We start from the raw sequence: 19183 nt of genomic DNA on the forward strand, positions 1-19183 counted from the left end.
TCCGACTGCAGCCTTCAAGACCCAGGAGGTGGGTCTGGGACGGCCAGGAAGGTCCACACGCCCTGTGGACCAGAGAAGCACCTGGACCGGATCCCCGGCCGGAGCGTTCGGAAAGAGTCGGGCGAGCACGGCGCTGCAGAGGGATGCAGGTGGCCGCCAGCGGATGCCGAGCCCTTCGGTGATGTCGTGGGTGTGCACCAGCGTCTCATTCCCACCGCTTGAAGTACCAGGAGACCGTTTGCCACGGCGGAAAGTCGGCAGGCAGATACCGCCAGGCGCAGCCGGTCCGGACCACGTACAAGATACTGTCCACAATAGATCATCGTGGATGTTTCTCCGGCCGGCCGCCCAGCTTCACAGCAGATAACAATGGCTCCACCAGCGCCCATTGCTCGTCGGTCAGGTCCGATGGGTAGCGCCGCTGCCGGGACATCCGGCCACCCTGGCCGCGTCAACATCGAGAGTCACGCAGACACGCCGACCGCTACGGGTAGTCCGGGCGCGACGCCGCCCCACACCTGCTGGACCCGGTCGTCGAGTCGCGCTGACGCCGGCTACCTGGCGGTGCGGTTCCAGATGTCGCGCTCCGCGTCGGGCGGGATCCAGGGGCTCGGCTCGGTGGCCCAGTTGGCGTCGTAGCGTTGCACCGCTTCGACGAACTCCGCTGGCGGCCGGTAGTCGTGCGCGGTGACGTAATGCCAGATCAGCGCTGGCGCCGCGAACATCACGCCGGGCCCGGCCGGCACCCTGATCTCGTAGTACGCCAGCCAGTTCCGGCGCGGCCGAGGATAGGCGATGCTGCCCGTGCCCGGCGGGCAGAACTCGCAACCGTGCAGGCCTCGAGTTTCGTTGACGGGTGGGCCGTCGATGATGTCGAGCAGCGCGCCGGCGAACCAGTCCGGGACCGGGCCTCGGTCAAACGGGTGCGACGCGTCCAGCCAGCCGATGTTGAGCCGCTCGTACCGCGGGCGGTAGCTCAGCTCGCCCCATTCGCGCCAGACGATGTCTTCGTCGTCTTCGTCGCTGTGGAAGTACGCGTAGGGCGTCAGGTCCGCGAAGTAGGCCACAAAGGACGGTACAGCGTCGGGTGCGGAACCGGCCGACAAGGTCGGTCGAGACCTGCTCGTCGGTCAGGTCCGATGGGCAACTCCACAGCTGAGACATTCGGCCACTTTGGTTGCATCGATGCCGACGGTTACGCAGGCTCGGCGAGCAAACCAGGGCACTTCTCAAACACGCACTTTGAGCGGTCTGACGCGACGACGCTCTGATGGGGTTCGGCCCTATGGCGCGGCGCGGTGCATTGCGGTAGCGCGGACCCGCTCGGCAGAGCAAGCGTCGGCGCGGCGGCAGGGCGCGGCGGCGGCGCGGCCCGGCTCGGCGGTGCGGACCCGGCGGTACGGACCCGGCAGTGCGGCGGAACTCGGCCCGGTGGCGCGACCGGGCCCGGTGCTCGGCGCGGCGGTGGCGGTGCAGCGGTCCGGTGGCGCCGCCGTGCGGTGCGTCGCGGCGAGGCGGACCTGGCGGTGCGGCGGTCGGCGGCCCTGCTTGGCGGCGCGGTGCGGTCCGGCGGAACTCGGCCCGGTGGCGCGACACGACGCGGTGCGGCGGTGCGGCGGTGCGGCGGTGCGGCGGTGCGGCGGTGCGGCGGTGCGGCGGTGCGGCGGTGCGGCGGTGCGGCGGTGCGGCGGTGCGGCGCGGAACCCGGCGTGGCGCCGGGTTCCGCGGCCGCGCGGATCAGTCCTCGGCCTTGCCGGACTGCATGCCGGACGAGATCAGGTCCATGACCGTCGAGTCCTGCAGGGTGGTGACGTCGCCCAGGCTGCGGTTCTCGGCGACGTCGCGGAGCAGGCGGCGCATGATCTTGCCGGAGCGGGTCTTCGGGAGCTCCGGGACGAGCATGATCTGGCGGGGCTTGGCGATCGGGCCGAGGGTCTTCGCGACGTGGTTGCGCAGCTCCTGGATCAGGGCATCGCCGGCCTCGCCGTCGGTGTCGACGCCGCCGCGCGGGATAGTGAAGGCGACGATGGCCTGGCCCGTGGTCGGGTCGGTGGCGCCGACGACGGCGGCCTCGGCGACCTTCGGGTGGCTGACCAGGGCCGACTCGACCTCCGTGGTGGAGATGTTGTGGCCGGAGACCAGCATGACGTCGTCGACGCGGCCGAGGAGCCACAGGTCGCCGTCGCTGTCCTTCTTGGCGCCGTCGCCCGCGAAGTACATGCCGTCGAAGCGCGACCAGTAGGTGTCGATGAAGCGCTGGTCGTCGCCCCAGACCGTGCGGAGCATCGACGGCCAGGGCTCGCGCAGGACGAGGTAACCGCCGCCGCCGTTGGGGACCGAGTTGCCCTGGTCGTCGACGACGTCGGCGGAGATGCCGGGCAGGGGGCGCATGGCGCTGCCGGGCTTGGCGGCGGTGACGCCGGGCAGCGGGGAGATCATGATTCCGCCGGTCTCGGTCTGCCACCAGGTGTCGACGATGGGGCAGCGGTCGCCGCCGATGTGTTCGCGGTACCACATCCAGGCCTCGGGGTTGATCGGCTCACCGACCGAGCCCAGCAGGCGCAGCGACGACATGTCGAAGCCCTTGGGGATGTCGTCGCCCCACTTCATGAACGTGCGGATCGCGGTCGGGGCGGTGTAGAGGATCGTGACCTTGTACTTCTGCACGATCTCCCAGAACCGTCCGCGGTGCGGGGTGTCGGGGGTGCCCTCGTACATGACCTGGGTGGCGCCGTTGGACAGCGGGCCGTAGACGATGTAGCTGTGGCCGGTGACCCAGCCGATGTCGGCCGTGCACCAGTAGACGTCGCTGTCCGGCTTGAGGTCGAACACCGCGTGGTGCGTGAAGCTCGTCTGGGTCAGGTAGCCGCCCGTGGTGTGCAGGATGCCCTTGGGCTTGGCCGTGGTGCCCGACGTGTAGAGGATGAACAGCGGGTGCTCGGCGTCGAACGGCTGGGCGGTGTGCTCGGCGGAGGCGGTCTCGACGGCCTCGTGCCACCACACGTCGCGATCGGCGTTCCAGTCGACGTCCTGGCCGGTGCGGCGCACCACGAGGACCTTCTCGATGCTGGGCGTCTTGACCAGCGCCTCGTCGACGATCGCCTTGAGGCCGCTGGGCTTGCCGCGGCGGAAGCCGCCGTCGGCGGTGATGACCACCTTGGCGCTCGCGTCGATGATGCGGCCGCTGAGGGCGTCGGCCGAGAAGCCGCCGAAGACGACCGAGTGCGTCGCGCCGATGCGGGCGCAGGCCAGCATCGCGACGGCGGCCTCGGGGATCATCGGCATGTAGATCGCGACGCGGTCGCCCGCGACGACGCCCAGGTCGGTGAGCGCGTTGGCGGCCTGGCAGACCGAGCGGTGCAGGTCGGCGTAGGTGATGGTGCGGGTGTCGCCGGGCTCGCCCTCGAAGTGGATGGCGACCTTGTCGCCGCGGCCGGCCTCGATGTGCCGGTCAAGGCAGTTGTACGCCACATTGAGCTGCCCGCCGACGAACCACTTCGCGAAGGGCGGGTTGGACCAGTCGAGCACCTGGTCCCACTCCTTGGCCCAGCTCAACCGGCGCGCCTGCTGGTCCCAGAAGGCGAGGCGGTCCTCCCTGGCCTCGGCGTATGCGCCCTCCGTGAGGTTGGCGGCGGCGGCGAACTCGGCAGGCGGCGGGAACTGCCGGGTCTCGTTGAGAAGGTTTTCCAAGGTTTCGCTCATCGGTGATGGCTCCTCGATGTGGTCCAGCTCTCGCAATGAGGCTAGTTCGGGGGTACGACAGAAAAGAAGGACCTCTTCTCTAAACTTTGTTCACAGTAGTGGCACGATACCGTCTTGGGGTGCCATCCGATCCGCTCGCGCCCCTGCTCGACCTTGCCGATGTCGGGCCCGCCCTCGACCAGGCCCGCGCGGCCGTCGACGCCGCCATGCGCCACCGCGCCCTGCGCCGCTCGGGCGGCCCGGTCGCCGCGGAGGTCGCGCTGCGCACCTCGGTCGCCAGCGCCGCGCTCGACACGCACGGCTTCGACCTCGAGGGCGTGCGCGCCGGCGTGGTCACCGACCCCGTCGTGCAGGGCGCGCTGCGCGCCACGGCCGCCCTGGACGGCCTGACGGCCACCTGGACGCGCGCGCCCCGGCAGGTGCTGGCCAAGCTGCACACCATCGTCGCCCGGGACGTCGTGGACCCGGCCGAGCTGGGCCGGCCGCTCGACCCGGCCGCGGTGCCCCGCCTCGACGGCCTGGCCGCGCTGGTCGCCGGCGGCACGAGCGCTCCGGTGCTGTTGCAGGCGGCTGTGGTACACGGTGAATTGCTGGCCCTGAAGGCCTTCGCCGGGCCCAACGGCGTGGTGGCGCGGGCCGCGGCCCGGCTGACGCTGGTCGCCGGCGGGCTGGACCCGCGGGGCCTGCTGGCGATGGACGTGGGGCATCGGGCGCGGGAGCCGGAGTACGTCGGCTCCGCCAACGCCTTCGCCACGGGCACTCCCGACGGGCTGCGATCCTGGCTGCGCCACTACGCGGCGGCGGCCGAGCGGGCGGCCGAGGAGCTCGTCGAGATCTGCGAGAAGGCGACCGCGGGCTGATGGGCCCGGACACAGTGGACGGCGCCTCGATGGGAGGAGGCGCCGTCACACACGTCCGACCGGGTTACCAGGCGTGCACCTCAAGTCCGTTTGCAGCGGTCCTCGCGGATCCGCTGTAACGCGCCTACCGCGGCTGGTCGCTCGTGGGTGCCCGGCGGCCGTGCACGAGATCCGGGCGGAAAACCCGCCTGACCTCGCTCTTCATTTCTACGCCGCGCCGGCCACGATCGGAACCCCCACGTAGCAGAAAGTGACGGATGGGGCGCGTCAGGCAGCCGCGGCGGCGGCGAGCTGGGCCGCGCGGGCCTTGCGGTACCTGCTGTAGAGCGCGAACCCGATCGCGAACGCCGCGCCCAGCCCGATTGCGGCCGCGGCCATCGGGACGGCGGGCCGCTCGCGCAGGCGCCGGCTCAGCGGGATCGGGTGGCGGAACTCCAGGGCCGGCCAGCCGCGCTCGACGGCGACGCGGCGCAGCCCCCGGTCGGGGTTGACCGCGGTCGGGTGCCCGACCAGGCTGAGCAGCCCGGCGTCGGTGACCGAGTCGGAGTACGCGTAGCAGGCCGACAGGTCGTAATCGCGCTCGGTGGCGAGCTCCTTGACCGCGACGACCTTGTTGGGCCCGGCGGCGTAGAAGTCGATCTCGCCGGTGTAGCAGCCGTCGTCGCCGACGTTCATTCGCGTCGCGATGATGTCGGTGACGCCGAGCTGTTCGCCGATGGGCCGGACCATTTCCTCGCCGGAGGTCGAGACCAGCACCACGTCGCGGCCGGCCGCCCGGTGCTCGTCGATGAGCGCGGCCGCCTCGGCATAGATATACGGGCTGATCAGCTCGTCCAGCGTTTCGCGCACGATCTGGCGGACCTGCTCGGCGCGCCAGCCTTTGACGAGTGCGGCGAGGTAGTCCCGGGTCTTGGCCATCGTCTGCTCGTCGGAGCCGCCGCCGACCCGGAAAATCAGTTGTGCGTAGGCGGTTTTGATGACATCGCGGCGGCTGATCAAGCCGTCGCGATAGAACGGTCGACCGAAGGCCAAGGCGCTTGACTTGGCGATCACCGTTTTGTCCAGGTCGAAAAACGCGGCGCTACGCCCCACGGCGGGCAAGTGTAGCGGCGCGAGGGGCCCCGTGGAGCCCTGACTTGACCAAAGATCGTCCAAAGGCCGACTGGATCACGCTCGGCTCGCGACCGGTCACGTCAGAGTTACACCAGACTGAAATATTGATTGGTGTCCGGGGCGTGTTGCGGGCCGGTCCTACTCGACGTATGGCGGTCGACTCAGGCATGCTTATGTTTGCGACGCGGTTTCATGTCGTCCTGACTGAAGCCCGTTATTGACCCTCGGCGGTTGCACCCCCCGTGACCGCTGAGCGGGTTCGGCTCGACCCCCCCGGAGCCGAACCCCCGGCGACCCCCGTCACCCCCCGGCGGGGGTCGTCCCCTCTGTGGGGTCCTTTCCGCGCAGGTTGCCGGATTTCAGCCACATGGCCTTTTGGATGGTGGCTGCCAACTTTCGTCGCTATGCGTCCGGTTACTCAGCATTGACGCCGGATGCTTTGTTGAGCGTTCACGGTTTCCGGGTGCACACCCAAACTTTTTTCATTCGGTACCCCCACCGCCGCCCGCCCGTCATGGCCCGATTTGTCGGGGTTTACATAGCAGATCGACTTCGTCTGCGGAGGTTATCCACAAGCACCGAGTTATCCACAGATTCGACCCCGGCGGCGAGCGGCCGACCGGCAGGCGGCGCCAAGGTGAGCGCAGTTTGCCGAACCGCTCACGACCGTGGAGCCTCCCGTGCACCGACCATTGCTCGTCTCCGACGATCCCGCGCTGCTCGACCAGGTCATCGACCTCGCCGCCCGGCTCGCCCTCGAGCTCGACGTGGCGCCCGGCCCCGACGCGGCCCGCCACCGATATCCGCGCGCACCGCTGGTCCTCATCGGCGACGAGGCCGCGCCGGCCTGCGCGCGGGCCCGCCTGCCCGAGCGCCCCAACGTGATGCTGGTCGGCCGGGTGTACGCCCTGGACCGGCTCGCCGTCCTCGCCGATGCGGTCGGCGCCGACCAGGTGGTGCAGTTCCCGGACGGCATCCACCACCTCGTCGACGAGTTCCTGCGCCTCGCCACCGTCGACACCGCGGTCGGCGGCCGAGTGCTCGCCGTCGTCGGCGGCCGCGGAGGCGCCGGGGCGACCGTGCTCGCCGCCGGGCTGGCCGTGACGGCGGGTACCGTCGGCCTCAACTCGCTGCTCGTCGACGCCGACCCCCTCGGCGGCGGCGCCGACCTGGTCCTTGGCTGGGAGGACGTGACCGGCCTGCGCTGGCCGGCCCTGGAGTCCACCAGCGGCGCGGTCGACCCGCCCGCGCTCGTCGACGCACTGCCGCGCCGCGGGGGCGTGGCCGTGCTGTCCTGCGACCGCGGGGCGCCCGGCGGCCTGCCGCACGAGGCCATGGCCACCGCGCTCGACGCCGGGCGCCGCGGCCGGGACCTGGTCGTCGCCGACCTGCCGCGCCGCCTCGACGACGCCGCAGTGCTCGCGCTGCGGGCCGCCGACCGGGTCCTGCTCGTCGTGCCGGCCGAGCTGCGCGCCTGCGTGGCCGCCGGCCGGGTCGCCGCGACCCTGACGCCGCACACCGACGCACTGCAGGTCGTCGTCCGTGGGCCGGCACCCGGCCGGCTGCGCACCCGCCACATCGCCAGCACCCTGGGCCTGCCGGTCGCCGGATCGGTGCGCGCCGAGCGCGGCCTGGCCCGCCGCCTCGAGCGGGGCCGGCCGCCGGCCGCGGGCGGGCGCGGCCCGCTCGCCGCGCTGTGCCGCCGCATCCTCGGCGACGTCGGCCTCGGCCACGGCCACGGAGCGGCGGCATGAGGGCCGCCCCGCGCCCCGCCGGCCTGGTCGAGCGCGTGCGCACCCGGATGACGCTGGAGGGGATCGAGGCGACCCCGGGCGCCGTGGCCGCCGCGGTGCGGGCCGAGCCCGGTGCGGCGCTGCTCGGCGAGAACACGCTGCGCGAGGTCACCGACGATCTCACCGGCCAGATGATCGGCGCCGGCCCGCTCACGCCGCTGCTGGCCGACCCGTCGGTGACCGACGTGCTGGTCAATGGGGGACACGTCTGGGTCGACCGCGGCGCCGGCGGGCTGCGCCTGGTGCCGGGCACCCTCGGCGACCCGGCCTTCGTGCGCAAGCTCGCGCAGCGGCTCGCGTCGACCGCCGGGCGGCGCCTCGACGACGCCAGCCCGTTCGTCGACGTGCGGCTGCCCGACGGGACGCGCATGCACGCGGTGCTACCGCCGGTCGGGCTGGGCGGGCCGTATCTGTCGCTGCGCACATTTCGGCGCACCGCGTTCACGCTGGACGAGCTCGTTGCGTGCGGCACCGTCGACCCGGGCGCGGCGCAGCTGCTCAAGGCGGTGGTGAAGGCCCGGCTGCCGTACCTCGTGACGGGCGGTACCGGCACCGGCAAGACCACGGTCCTCGCGTCGCTGCTGTCGACCGTCCCGGTCACCGAGCGGCTGGTCGTCGTCGAGGATGCCGCCGAACTGCGGCCCGTGCACCCGCACGTCGTATCGCTGCAGGCCCGGCTGGCCAACGTCGAGGGCGCCGGCATCGTCTCGCTGCGCGACCTGGTCCGCCAGGCGCTGCGGATGCGCCCCGACCGCCTGGTCGTCGGCGAGTGCCGCGGCGCGGAGATCGTCGAAATGCTCGGCGCGCTCAACACCGGCCACGAGGGCGGCGCGGCGACCCTGCACGCCAACTCGCCGGCCGACGTGCCGGCGCGGCTGGAGACGCTGGGGCTCATGGGTGGCGTACCGCGGGCGGCCCTGCACTCCATGATCGCCTCCGCCCTGCGCGTCGTGCTGCACCTGCACCGCGAGCGGGACGGGCACCGGCGGCTCACCGAGGTCTGCGTGATCTCCCTCGACCCGCAGCGGCGCACAGCCGGCGTGGTGACCGCGTGGCGGGGCGGCGAGGGACCGGGACCCGGCGCCGCCGAGCTCGACGAGCTGTTCGAACGCCGGGGCGTGGAGCCGCCGCGGCCGGACGGGCGGTGGCGGTACACGGCGGGAAAGGGCTGGTCATGAGCGCCCTCGACCTTGCCGTCGCAACCGGGATGGCGCTGTTCGCAGGCTGGATGGTGTATCTGCTGCGCGGCCGCCGCGCCGCCGCCCGGCTGGCCCGCGTGACGCGCGCCGCGGCCGCGAAGCCGCCGGTTCGACCGGGCCGCGCCGGCGTCCTCGCCCGCCGGGGCCGCCGCGCCCTGCTGCGCCGCCCGATCACGGCGAGCGCGGCCGTCGTCTGCCTCGCGACCGGGTCGGCGCTGCTGGCCGCGGGCGTGGTCGCGGCGGCCGTCGCCGGGATCTATGCGCTGATGGCGCTCATTGCGGTGCGCCGTCATCTGGTACGTCAGGAAGCCGAACACACCGTCACCACCCTGCTCGACGCCGTGGACACCGCGACCGAGGAACTGCGCGCCGGCACGATCCCCGACGGGGTCGCGGCGGCTCGGCGCACGGGCGGTCCGGGCGTCTCCGGCGGCCGTCGGGCGATCTGGGCCGAGGCCGCGGCGGAGGTGGCGCAGGCGAGGCTCGATGCGGCGTACCGGCTGAGTGAGAGCCTCGGCGTCCCGCTCGCCGACCTCCTCGACCGCGTCGACGCCGACCTGCGCTCCGGCCAGACCCTGCGCGGCGGGGTCGCGGCCCAGCTGTCCTCGGCGCAGGCGACCGCCGCGGTCCTGCTGGCGCTGCCGGCCGCCGGGTTGTGGGTGGGCGCCGCGTTGGGCACGCATCCGGTACATCAGCTGCTCCACACCCCGCTCGGCGCGACCTGCGCCGTCACGGCGGTGGCGCTGCAGTGCGGCGGGTTCGTGTGGACCAGCGGCATGGTCCAGGCGGCCACGTCGGAGGTGCGCTGATGAGCACGTGGCAGCGCCCGCCGGTGTCGATCGCGGCCGGCCTGGGGGTGGAGCGGTCGGCGCCCGGCCTGACCCGGTACATGGCGATCGCTCAGGTCCGCCTGCTGTTCCCCGGGCTGCGCCTGCCCCTGGCCGTGTCGTTCGGCCTGAGCCTGGCGCTCAGCGACGACGGCGAGTCGTGGACCGTCACCGCGGAGGTGTGCTGATGACCGCCCCACGTGAGGGGAGCCGCGCTGATGCCGCAGCGCCGGGCGGCGGGATGCTCAGCAGCTGGGTGCGGTGGCCGTTGGCGCTGCTGGTCGGGTTGAGCGTCGCGCTCGCCGTCGGGGGTGTGCCGGGGCTGGTGTTCGGGGCCGTCGTCGCGCTCGGGTGCGGGGTGTCGCTGCGGCGGCTCGAGGCGCCCGGGGTGCGGCGGGAGCGGGCGGCGGCGCGGGCCGACCTGCCGTTCGCGGCGGATCTGCTGGCGGCGGCGCTTCGGGCCGGCGCGCCTCCAGATCGGGCCGCGATCGCGGTGGGGGAGGCGCTCGGCGGGCCGGTCGGGGTGCGGCTGGTCCGGACCGGGCGGGCGCTGCGGCTGGGGGCCGCGCCCGATGCCGCGTGGGGGCACCTGGATGACCTGCCGGGCGGGGCGCGGCTGGCGCGGGCGGCCGCGCGCAGCGCCGAGCATGGGCTCGCGCTGACCCGGACCCTCGATCGTCAGGCGGCCGACCTGCGGGCGGCGAAGGCGGCGGCCGCCGAGGCCGCGGTGCGCCGCGTGGGCGTGCTGGCCGTGCTGCCGGTCGGCCTGTGCTTCCTGCCCGCGTTCGTGCTCGCGGGCGTGGTTCCGATCGTCGTCGCCGTCATTCGCAACGCGCTGGCGACGCTGTGAACGTTCGTCGCCGCTGCGCTGCGCAGCGCTCCGATTGCCCGGAAAAATCACGAAAAGGGAGATATTCGAATGTACGCCTTCAAGTTGCGGCTTCTCGGTCTTCGGCGGGGGGACGCGGGGTCGATCAGCATCGAGTACGCGGTGACGATGGCCGTCGGGGTCATCCTCGCCGGGATATTGATCGCGGCCGTCAGCTCCGACGAGGTGCGGCAGGCGCTTACCGCGGTCGTCATGAAGAACCTCAAGTGACCGCGCGGGGAAGGGTCCTGCTGCCGCTGTCCATGGTGGAGTTCCGGCCCCCGCCGGTCCGGGAGCTTCCGCCTGGACCGGAGTCGGTGGAGGTGTTCCGGGCCGGGGCGCGTCCGGCGCCGGGGCTGGTGGAGTTCCGTGCGGCGCCGGGGACGGGTGGCGAGCTGCTGGCCGTGCCGGAGCCGGAGCCGGTGGAGGGGGCCGTGCGGGGGCATCGGGCCGGGCGCGGGCGGCGGCGGCGTGGGAAATCGCGGCATCGGCGCGGCGGGGATCGGGGGTCGGCGACGCTCGAGGTCGCGCTCATGGTGCCGGTCGTGCTCCTGTTCCTCGCGGCGTGCGTCATGGCGATCGGGGCGCTCGGCACCAAGATCAGCTGTGTCGACGCGGCGGGGACGGCCGTGCGGGCGGTTGCGCGGGGGGAGCCGGTGCCGGACTTCGGGGGCGGTACCGATGTGGCGGTCGAGCACGACGGGGACGTGGTCCGGGTGATTGTGCGGATGAAAGTGCCGGCGCCGATGCTGGCCGGGTTCACCGTCGAGGAGCGGGCGGTGGCGATGGTCGAGCCGCAGACCGGCACCGGGCCGTGAGCCGGGCGCCTATCGGAGTCGTGCGGGGGGACCGGGGGTCGGCGTCGGTCGTGATGCTCGGGGTCGGGCTGGCCGTGTTTCTGCTGACGATCGGCTTCGTGAGCGCGGAAGGGGTGGTCATCGCCCGGCATCGGGCGCGCAACGCGGCCGATGCCGGGGCGCTGGCCGGTGCCCTGTCGGCGGTCAGAGGGTCCGCGGGGGCCTGTGCGGAGGCCGCGCGGTTGGTGGCGGCCAATGGCGGGCGGCTCGCAAGCTGCAAGGTCGCCGGGCCGGTGGTGACCGTGGACGTCGAGGTCCGGGCCCCTGTCGGCCTTACGGCTTCGGCCACCGCGCGGGCCGGGCCGGTCATGGCCGCATAAGGGCCTGCGCCTCGCGCGGCCGGGCGGAAATCGCAGGAGAACGGGGGTGCGGGTGAGGAGCTGAGGTCAGGCACTCGGGAGGGACTCGGATGAGGCGAGTCCGAGTCCCACACCCGAACACCACCAAGCCCCGACCGCCGCCCGAGGCCTGTGGATGCAGGGCCCTGGGCCACCGGGTTCGAGGTGGGCGGGTCAGGCGGGGGTCGGCAGGGGCAGGGCCGGTGGGCGAGGGGCAGGGGGCGTTGGGGTCGACAGGTGGGAGAGGACCAGGGAAAGGAGGCGGGCGGCCTCGGGCTTGTTCAGGGGATTGTTGCCGTTGCCGCACTTCGGGGACTGCACGCACGACGGGCAGCCGGTCTCGCAGCGGCAGGCGCGGATGGCCTCGTTCGTGGCGGTCAGCCACGTCACGGCGGTCTCGAAGGCGCGTTCGGCGAAGCCTGCGCCGCCGGGGTGGCCGTCGTACACGAAGATGGTCGGCAGGCCGGTGTCCGCGTGGGCCGCCGTGGAGAGGCCGCCGATGTCCCAGCGGTCGCAGGTGGCGACGAGGGGGAGCAGGCCGATGGCGGCGTGCTCGGCGGCGTGCAGGGCGCCGGGCCACTCGACGTCGGGGATGCCGGCCTCGTCGAGGGCGTCCGGGTCGATGGTCCACCAGACCGCCACGGTGTTGAGGATGCGCTCCGGCAGGTCCAGCGGGACGGTGTCGATGACCTCGCCGGAGACCAGGCGGCGGCGCTGGTAGCTCACCACCTGGTTGGTGACCTCGACCTCGCCCAGCGAGAGGGTTATCGGGCCGGCGGCGCGGGACTCGCGGACGGACAGGATGGTCATCGAGGTGACGTCGCGGGGGTGGGTGCTCCAGTCCGGGTCCTCCGCGTGCACGAGCGCGGCGTTGTCGGCCAGGTCGAGCTCGTCGACGACGTAGGTGGCGCCCTGGTGGAGGTACACGGCGCCGGTGTGGACCTGGTGGTGCGCCGAGCCCGTGTCGACCGTGCCCAGGAGGCGGCCGGTGGCGGACTCGACGACGGCGACGGGGCCGCCGCCGGCGCCGCGGATGTCGACGTCCGGGCGGTCGCGCTCGGTCCAGTACCAGCCGGCGGGGCGCTTGCGCAGCAGGCCGGCGGAGACCAGGGACTGCAGCACCGCCTCGGTGCCGGGCGGGAACAGCGGCAGGTCGGCGGGGGTGAGGGGGAGGTCGGCGGCGGCGCAGCACAGCTGCGGGGCGAGGACGTGCGGGTTGGCCGGGTCGAAGACGGTGGCCTCCACCGGGCGGCCGAACAGGGCTTCCGGGTGGTGTACGAGATAGGTGTCCAGCGGGTCGTCGCGGGCGACCAGGACGCAGGTTGCGGCGCGTCCGGCCCGGCCCGCGCGGCCGGCCTGCTGCCACATCGAGGCCAGGGTGCCCGGATAGCCCGACATGATGACGGCGTCCAGGCCGGTGAGGTCGACGCCGAGCTCGAGGGCGTTGGTCGAGGCCAGGCCGAGCAGGGTGCCGTCCATCAGGTCCTGCTCCAGGGCGCGGCGGTCCTCGCGCAGGTAACCGGCCCGGTAGGCGGCGACGCGGGAGCCCAGGCCGGGCGTGGCCGAGTCCAGGAAGCTGCGGGCCATGGTGGCGACGACCTCGGCGCCCTTGCGGGAGCGGACGAAGGCCAGGGTGCGCACGCCGCGGCCGACCGCATCGGCCAGCAGGGTGGCGGTGTCGGTGAGGGCGGAGCGGCGGGGGCCCTCGGGGTTGAGCAGGGGCGGTTCCCAAAGCCTGAAGGTGACCGGGCCGCGCGGGGAGGTGTCGTCGGCGAACGCCGTCATGGGCAGGCCGGTGAGGCGCTCGGCCGAGGCGGCGGGGTCGCCGGCGGTGGCCGAGGCCAGCACGAAGCACGGGGTGGCGCGGTAGCGGGCGGCGATGCGGCGCAGGCGGCGCAGGATGTGGGCGACGTGGGAGCCGAAGACGCCGCGGTAGGCGTGGCACTCGTCGACGACGACGTACGCCAGGCCGCGCAGAAAGCGCGACCAGGAGGCGTGGCCGGGGAGGATGCCGTGGTGCAGCATGTCCGGGTTGGTGAGCACCACGCGGGCGTGCTGGCGGACCCAGTCGCGCTCCTCGCGGGAGGTGTCGCCGTCGAAGGTGGCGGGATACAGGCCGGGCAGGCCCAGCTGCTTGAGGGTCCGTAGCTGGTCGGCGGCCAGGGCCTTGGTCGGGGCGATGTACAGCACCGTGGCCTTCGGATCGGCCAGCAGCCGCGACAGTGCGGGCAGCTGGTAGGCCAGCGACTTGCCGGAGCCGGTACCGGTGGCGATCACGGTGTGCGTGCCGTGCCAGGCGGCGGTGGCGGCGTCGGCCTGGTGGCGCCAGGGCTCAAAGCCGAAGGCCGTGCGGACCGGCTCCGGCACCCACTCCGGCCAGGGGACGACGACCCCGTCGCGGCGGGGGAGCGTTTCGGTGTGGACCAGCACGTCCAGCACTCTAAAACACGTGTTCGAACCGTGGTTCGTGATACACGCCGACCAGATGTGGGAATGGGGGTGGAGCGTCGCCTGGGCGGGGCGTCGATGGTTAGATGCCCGTGGAGGGCATGCACAACTTGGCCGCCAGAGAAGGAGGTCCGCATGGAGCTGTCGTTGTCGACGTACGACTCCGGCGACCACACGGTGCTCGAGGTCGGCGGTGAGGTCGACGTCTACACCGCCCCGCGACTGCGTGAAAAGCTCGTCGATCTCGTCGAAGCCGGTGCGCGGCACGTGGTCGTCGACCTGAGCCGCGTGGAGTTCCTGGACTCGACCGGGCTCGGGGTGCTCGTCGGCGCGCTGAAGCGGCTCCGTGCGGTCAACGGGACGTTCGGGCTGGTCTGCGCGCACGAGCGGCTGCTCAAGATCTTCCGGATCACCGCGCTGGACCGGGTGTTCTCGCTGTACGACACCGTGGGTGCCGCGACCGCCGCCGGCGGCGCGAGCGCCGAATCACCGGCGTAGGTCCATGCCGACGGTACGACTCTCCTTCTCGCCGGCGCCGGCTCACGTGCGCACGGCCCGCCTGGTCGGCGTGGCCGTGGCGCGGCGTGCGGGCGTCGCCGAGGAGCTGCTCGAGGAGGTCCGGCTCGCGATCGGGGAGGCCTGCTCGCGGGCCGTCGCCCTGCATCGCTCGCACGGCCTCGACGCCCTGGTCGACGTGGCGATGGCCGACGGCGACCGGTTCACCGTCCGGGTGGTCGACCGGGCGGCCAACGGGGCGATGGTGAGCCGTCAGCCCCAGGACGAGGCCGTCGTCCTGCTGTCCGATCCGGCGCTGCCGCTGACCGCCCCGCCGGACCTGCTGGCGGAGGAGGCGGTCGCCGCCCGCATGGGCCTTGCGCTGCTCGCGGGCCTCGTCGATGATCTGAATGTGTCCGAATTATCCGAAGGTGTCGGGACCGAGGTCCGTATGTCCTGGCCCTTGGAGCGCGCCGGCGATTGACCGACGTGAGCAAATCGACAGAATGCGATTTGTTCAAACGCGCAAGTCGGTGTGACCACGGACACGCCATCCGGCTAGAGTACGGCGATCGTGTATGACGTCCCTGGTCATTGGGTACCTCGGTCGTCCAGCACGGCTCCCCGCGTGGAGACCCGCCGCCGGCCTGACCGCTCGCGGCGCTGTCATGTGTCGGTACAGGAGGACAACGAATGTCCAGATCACTCGCCGCAGCCGGCGAGATTTCCCTTTCCGGGAGCAACCTGACCTATGTCGTCGTCGCGCTGGTCCTCGCCTTCGTGGCACTGGGCTTCGCCGCGGCGCTGGTTCGGGCGGTACTCGCGACCGGTCGGGGTACACCCAAGATGCAGGAGATCGCCGGGGCGGTGCAGGAGGGCGCAACCGCGTATCTCACGCGCCAGTTCAAGACCCTGGGCATCTTCGTCGTCATCGCGGTCGTACTGCTGTTCCTGCTCCCGGTGAACGACGCCGGGACCCACGAGACTCTGATCAAGATCGGCCGGTCGGCGTTCTTCGTCGTCGGCGCGGTCTTCTCGGCCTTCATCGGTGGCGCCGGCATGGCGCTGGCCACCCGCGCCAACCTGCGCGTCGCGGCGGCGGCCCGGGAGGACGGCGGTCGCGAGAAGGCGATGCAGATCGCGTTCCGCACCGGTGGTGTGGTCGGCTTCCTCACCGTGGGTCTGGGCCTGTTCGGCGCCTCCCTGGTGGTGCTCATCTACAAGGACAACGCGCCGACGGTCCTTGAGGGCTTCGGCTTCGGCGCGGCGCTGCTCGCGATGTTCATGCGGGTCGGCGGCGGCATCTTCACCAAGGCCGCCGACGTCGGCGCCGACCTGGTCGGCAAGGTCGAGCAGGGCATCCCGGAGGACGACCCGCGCAACGCGGCGACCATCGCCGACAACGTGGGCGACAACGTCGGCGACTGCGCCGGCATGGCGGCCGACCTGTTCGAGTCCTACGCCGTCACGCTGGTCGCGGCCCTGATCCTGGGCCGGGCCGCCTTCGGCGAGCAGGGCCTGGTGTTCCCGCTGATCGTGTCGACGATCGGCGTGATCATCGCCTTCATCGGCGTGCTGCTCACCCGCCTGCGCAAGTCCGACCGCAACGGGCTCGTCGCCATCAACCGCGCGTTCTACATCTCCGCCGTCGTCTCGGCCGTCCTGGTCGGCGTAGCCGCCGTGGCCTACCTGCCGAAGAGCTGGACCGGCCTCACCGGCGACACCGAGGGGCTCAAGGCGATCCAGGCCCTCAAGGGCGGCGACGCGCCGCCGTTCGGGCCGCACGTCACCGCGATCATCGCCGTCGTCATCGGCATCGCGCTCGCCGCGATCATCCAGGCGCTGACCGGGTACTTCACGGAGACCGAGCGGCGCCCGGTCAAGGACATCGGCAAGAGCGCGCTGACCGGCCCGGCCACGGTCGTGCTCGCCGGCGTCAGCGTCGGCTTCGAGTCGGCGGTCTACTCGGCCATCGTCATCGGCGCGGGCGTCTTCGGCGCCTTCCTGCTCGGCGGCGGCTCCATCACCCTGTCGCTGTTCGCGGTCGCCATGGCCGGCACCGGCCTGCTGACCACGGTCGGCGTCATCGTCGCCATGGACACGTTCGGCCCGATCAGCGACAACGCCCAGGGCATCGCCGAGATGTCCGGCGACATCGACGAGCAGGGAGCCCGCACGCTGACCGAGCTCGACGCGGTCGGCAACACCACCAAGGCGATCACCAAGGGCATCGCGATCGCCACCGCGGTGCTCGCCGCCACGGCGCTGTTCGGCTCCTACACCGACACGATGAAGACCGCGCTCGGCAACGCCGGCAAGGCGGCGGACAACGCGGCCACCGCGGTCCTGCTCAACGTGGCCAACCCGGGCAACCTGGTCGGCCTGCTCATCGGCGCCGCGGTCGTGTTCCTGTTCTCCGGCCTGGCGATCAACGCCGTGGCCCGCTCGGCGGGCTCGGTCGTGTTCGAGGTCCGGCGGCAGTTCCGCGAGTTCCCGGGCATCATGGACGGCTCGCAGCGGCCGGAGTACGGCAAGGTCGTCGACATCTGCACCCGCGACGCCCAGCGTGAGCTCATCACCCCGGGCCTGCTCGCGGTGATGGCGCCGATCGCCGTCGGCTTCGGCCTCGGCGTCGGCCCGCTGGCGGCGTACCTGGCCGGCGCGATCGGCACGGGCACGCTCATGGCGGTGTTCCTGTCCAACTCCGGTGGGGCGTGGGACAACGCGAAGAAGCTGGTCGAGGACGGCGTCCACGGCGGCAAGGGCTCGCCCGCGCACGCCGCGACGGTCATCGGCGACACCGTCGGCGACCCGTTCAAGGACACCGCCGGCCCGGCCATCAACCCGCTGATCAAGGTCATGAACCTGGTCGCGCTGCTGATCGCGCCCGGCGTCGTCACCCTGACGGTCGGCTCCGGCAACCACGCGTTCCGGTACGTCATCGCGATCGCCGCGGTGCTGATCATCGCCGCCGCGGTGGTGGTCAGTAAGCGCAAGCCGGTCGCCGTCGACGCCGGCGAGGGCAACGGCGCCGCCTCCACGGAGAGCGCGCCGGAGAAGGTCACCGCCTGACGTCTGATCGACGCCGACAAACGCACATGCACGACGCTCCGGCCGGATTCGGCCGGAGCGTCGTGTTTTCTCGAACAGACGATCGGTTTTAGGCTGCACACCATGCGCGCCGCCCGCCTCCTCGCCGCCGTCGTCCTGCTGTGCGCCGCGGCCGGGTGCGGCGGGGGCGACGGGGTCGAGCCGAAGGCGTGGGCGAAGACGGTCTGCTCGGCGCTGTCGCCCTGGCGGGCCGCGATCTCGGACCTGACCGAGAAGGCCAACCAGCAGCTGTCGTCGGCCAAGACGCCGGCGCAGACCAAGACCAACATCGTCGAGCTGCTCTCGGGCGCGGAGTCGGCCAGCGAGAAGGCCCGGGCCGGCGTCGACGGCGCCGGCGTGCCCCGGGTCGAGGACGGCAAGAAGGTCGCCGAGCAGTTCACGGCGTCGCTGTCGAAGGCCCGCGACGCCTACGGCAACGCCAAGCGGACGGTGTCCGGGCTGCCCACCGCCGACGCCAAGAAGTTCTACGCGGCGGTCGGCTCGGCGTTCGGCACGCTCAAGGAGGAGTACGAGCGCAGCGCGATCGACCCGGCCCACACCGGTCCGGCCGACCTGCAGAAGGCCTTCGACGAGGTGCCCGAGTGCCGGTGACGCCGGCCCGCGGCCGGCAACTGTCGCTGTTCGGGGTCGAGGCCCGCGCTCCGGCGCCGATCGACCTGGAGGGGCTGCTGGCCGGGGCCGGCCAGGTCGGCCGGATGGGCGGCACCGCCCGGGTGTCGATCGTGGTCGACGACGGGTGGCGCGCCCTCGTGCTGCGCGACGAGCTCGAGGCCCGCGGCCTGGTCGTGAGCTGCGAGGCGACCGGCGAGGAGGACCGCCGGCAGCTGCGCACGGCGTACTCCTCGGCCCTGGCGCCGCTCGCGCGGCGCTGGCTGGACGAGGACGGGGTCAAGATCGCCCCGCGCGGGCTCACGCTGGACGGCCGGGCGCTGCGGTTGTGGGTCGCCGCCGCCGGCGCCTACGACGGCCAGCGGGCCTTTCTCCTGCGCCTCGCGCCCCGCCCGCTCGCGCCGCCGGAGGAGCCCGAGCCGGAGCCGCTCGCCCCGCCCGATCTCTTCGCCCCGGAGGAGCCGGAGGCGCCGGCCGCGGTCGTACGGCCGCCCCAGCCCCGCCCCGAGCGCCCCAACGTGCGAAAACGCAAAAGCGAGAGCAAAATCACAGCCTTCGATCCCGGCCCGGACGAGTTCGCCGATGCCGAGGAGTACTTCGGCGACCCAGCGGCCGACGAATGGCCCGACTCCGGCGTCGGCGACCTGCCCACCGTGGTGCTCGACCCGATTTCCGTGCTGGAACCGCCGCCGCCCCCGGTGGAGGAGTTCGAGGACGAGGAGGTGCTCGACCGCAGGGTTGCCGACAATTGGATCGCCGTCGGGGACGCGCTCGAGGCCGTCGGTCTGCCGGCGGTACTCGTCGGTGCCGAAACGGGTGCCCCCGCGTACCGCATCGTGGGACCGCGGCGCATCACCCGTCTCGCGGAGCTCGTGGGCGAGCCGCCGGCCGCCGCGCCGACGGGCGCCTGGCCGGCCTGACGGCCAGCTGGCGGCCGGGTTACCCCCAGTAGGGTGGCCGGGC

At 72.8% G+C, this 19183-nt stretch carries 17 protein-coding genes and 2 pseudogenes; 14 read left to right on the forward strand and 5 right to left on the reverse strand.

All coding sequences use genetic code 11. From position 1 onward, the window contains the following. Nucleotides 1–211: 211 nt before the first annotated feature. From ACQEVU_RS51900 to acs, 3 genes and pseudogenes are all read right to left on the reverse strand, one after another. Nucleotides 212–433, reverse strand: a pseudogene (locus ACQEVU_RS51900) (transposase); the annotation flags it as partial. A gap of 121 nt (nucleotides 434–554) precedes the next feature. Next, on the reverse strand, nucleotides 555–1067 hold the full coding sequence (locus tag ACQEVU_RS51905; protein ID WP_433338078.1) for a hypothetical protein: 513 nt from the start codon (nucleotides 1065–1067) through the stop codon (nucleotides 555–557). 670 nt (nucleotides 1068–1737) lie between these two features. After that, nucleotides 1738–3702: an acetate--CoA ligase gene (gene acs / locus ACQEVU_RS51910; RefSeq protein ID WP_433338080.1), complete on the reverse strand. Its 1965-nt coding sequence runs from the start codon at nucleotides 3700–3702 to the stop codon at nucleotides 1738–1740. 119 nt (nucleotides 3703–3821) lie between these two features. Here acs and ACQEVU_RS51915 point away from each other — a divergent pair, with 119 nt between their 5' ends. Then, nucleotides 3822–4562: an oxidoreductase gene (locus tag ACQEVU_RS51915; RefSeq protein WP_433338082.1), complete on the forward strand. Its 741-nt coding sequence runs from the start codon at nucleotides 3822–3824 to the stop codon at nucleotides 4560–4562. 267 nt (nucleotides 4563–4829) lie between these two features. Here ACQEVU_RS51915 and ACQEVU_RS51920 read toward each other — a convergent pair whose 3' ends face one another. Then, nucleotides 4830–5663 carry an HAD family hydrolase gene (locus ACQEVU_RS51920; protein ID WP_433338084.1) on the reverse strand — a complete coding sequence of 278 codons (834 nt, stop codon included), beginning with the start codon at nucleotides 5661–5663 and terminating at the stop codon, nucleotides 4830–4832. 692 nt (nucleotides 5664–6355) lie between these two features. Between ACQEVU_RS51920 and ssd the strand changes: the two genes are divergently transcribed. The 8 genes from ssd to ACQEVU_RS51960 all read left to right on the forward strand — a co-directional run bounded on the left by ssd (nucleotide 6356) and on the right by ACQEVU_RS51960 (nucleotide 11539). After that, a complete protein-coding gene (gene ssd, locus ACQEVU_RS51925; RefSeq protein ID WP_433338086.1) occupies nucleotides 6356–7429 on the forward strand; it encodes a septum site-determining protein Ssd in 1074 nt (357 codons plus the stop codon). After that, complete coding sequence (locus ACQEVU_RS51930; protein ID WP_433338088.1) at nucleotides 7426–8646, forward strand: TadA family conjugal transfer-associated ATPase; 1221 nt, start codon at nucleotides 7426–7428, stop codon at nucleotides 8644–8646. The genes ssd and ACQEVU_RS51930 overlap by 4 nt, the downstream gene beginning before the upstream one ends. After that, nucleotides 8643–9476, forward strand: coding sequence for a hypothetical protein (locus tag ACQEVU_RS51935; protein WP_433338090.1), 834 nt, complete (start codon nucleotides 8643–8645; stop codon nucleotides 9474–9476). Before ACQEVU_RS51930 ends, ACQEVU_RS51935 begins: the two co-directional genes overlap by 4 nt. Continuing rightward, nucleotides 9476–9682, forward strand: a complete 207-nt coding sequence (locus ACQEVU_RS51940; RefSeq protein WP_433338092.1) for a hypothetical protein — start codon at nucleotides 9476–9478, stop codon at nucleotides 9680–9682. The genes ACQEVU_RS51935 and ACQEVU_RS51940 overlap by 1 nt, the downstream gene beginning before the upstream one ends. Next, complete coding sequence (locus ACQEVU_RS51945) at nucleotides 9682–10344, forward strand: type II secretion system F family protein (protein WP_433338094.1); 663 nt, start codon at nucleotides 9682–9684, stop codon at nucleotides 10342–10344. The genes ACQEVU_RS51940 and ACQEVU_RS51945 overlap by 1 nt, the downstream gene beginning before the upstream one ends. 69 nt (nucleotides 10345–10413) lie before the next feature. Continuing rightward, nucleotides 10414–10593 (forward strand): DUF4244 domain-containing protein, encoded by a 180-nt coding sequence (locus ACQEVU_RS51950; RefSeq protein WP_433338096.1) that lies wholly within the window; start codon nucleotides 10414–10416, stop codon nucleotides 10591–10593. Continuing rightward, nucleotides 10590–11180, forward strand: coding sequence for a TadE family type IV pilus minor pilin (locus ACQEVU_RS51955; RefSeq protein WP_433338098.1), 591 nt, complete (start codon nucleotides 10590–10592; stop codon nucleotides 11178–11180). The genes ACQEVU_RS51950 and ACQEVU_RS51955 overlap by 4 nt, the downstream gene beginning before the upstream one ends. A gap of 20 nt (nucleotides 11181–11200) precedes the next feature. After that, the gene (locus ACQEVU_RS51960) at nucleotides 11201–11539 is read left to right on the forward strand and encodes an Rv3654c family TadE-like protein (RefSeq protein WP_433338100.1); all 339 of its coding nucleotides are present in this window, start codon (nucleotides 11201–11203) and stop codon (nucleotides 11537–11539) included. 192 nt (nucleotides 11540–11731) lie between these two features. On the opposite strand, the pseudogene ACQEVU_RS51965 reads toward ACQEVU_RS51960, so the two are convergent. Continuing rightward, nucleotides 11732–13990 (reverse strand): annotated as a pseudogene (locus ACQEVU_RS51965) (DEAD/DEAH box helicase); the annotation flags it as partial. 150 nt (nucleotides 13991–14140) lie between these two features. On the opposite strand from ACQEVU_RS51965, the gene ACQEVU_RS51970 reads away from it, so the two are divergent. The 5 genes from ACQEVU_RS51970 to ACQEVU_RS51990 all read left to right on the forward strand — a co-directional run bounded on the left by ACQEVU_RS51970 (nucleotide 14141) and on the right by ACQEVU_RS51990 (nucleotide 19140). After that, nucleotides 14141–14503 (forward strand): STAS domain-containing protein, encoded by a 363-nt coding sequence (locus tag ACQEVU_RS51970; RefSeq protein ID WP_433338102.1) that lies wholly within the window; start codon nucleotides 14141–14143, stop codon nucleotides 14501–14503. Between the two features lie 4 nt (nucleotides 14504–14507). Then, nucleotides 14508–14984 carry an ATP-binding protein gene (locus tag ACQEVU_RS51975; RefSeq protein ID WP_433338104.1) on the forward strand — a complete coding sequence of 159 codons (477 nt, stop codon included), beginning with the start codon at nucleotides 14508–14510 and terminating at the stop codon, nucleotides 14982–14984. 209 nt (nucleotides 14985–15193) lie between these two features. Beyond that, the gene (locus tag ACQEVU_RS51980) at nucleotides 15194–17572 is read left to right on the forward strand and encodes a sodium-translocating pyrophosphatase (protein WP_433338106.1); all 2379 of its coding nucleotides are present in this window, start codon (nucleotides 15194–15196) and stop codon (nucleotides 17570–17572) included. 102 nt (nucleotides 17573–17674) lie between these two features. Further along, nucleotides 17675–18202, forward strand: coding sequence for a hypothetical protein (locus ACQEVU_RS51985; RefSeq protein ID WP_433338108.1), 528 nt, complete (start codon nucleotides 17675–17677; stop codon nucleotides 18200–18202). Continuing rightward, a complete protein-coding gene (locus ACQEVU_RS51990; RefSeq protein ID WP_433338110.1) occupies nucleotides 18193–19140 on the forward strand; it encodes a hypothetical protein in 948 nt (315 codons plus the stop codon). Before ACQEVU_RS51985 ends, ACQEVU_RS51990 begins: the two co-directional genes overlap by 10 nt. Nucleotides 19141–19183 lie beyond the last annotated feature (43 nt).

The organism is Dactylosporangium sp. CA-139066, assembly GCF_050936175.1.
In the GTDB taxonomy this organism is placed as follows: Bacteria; Actinomycetota; Actinomycetes; order Mycobacteriales; family Micromonosporaceae; genus Dactylosporangium.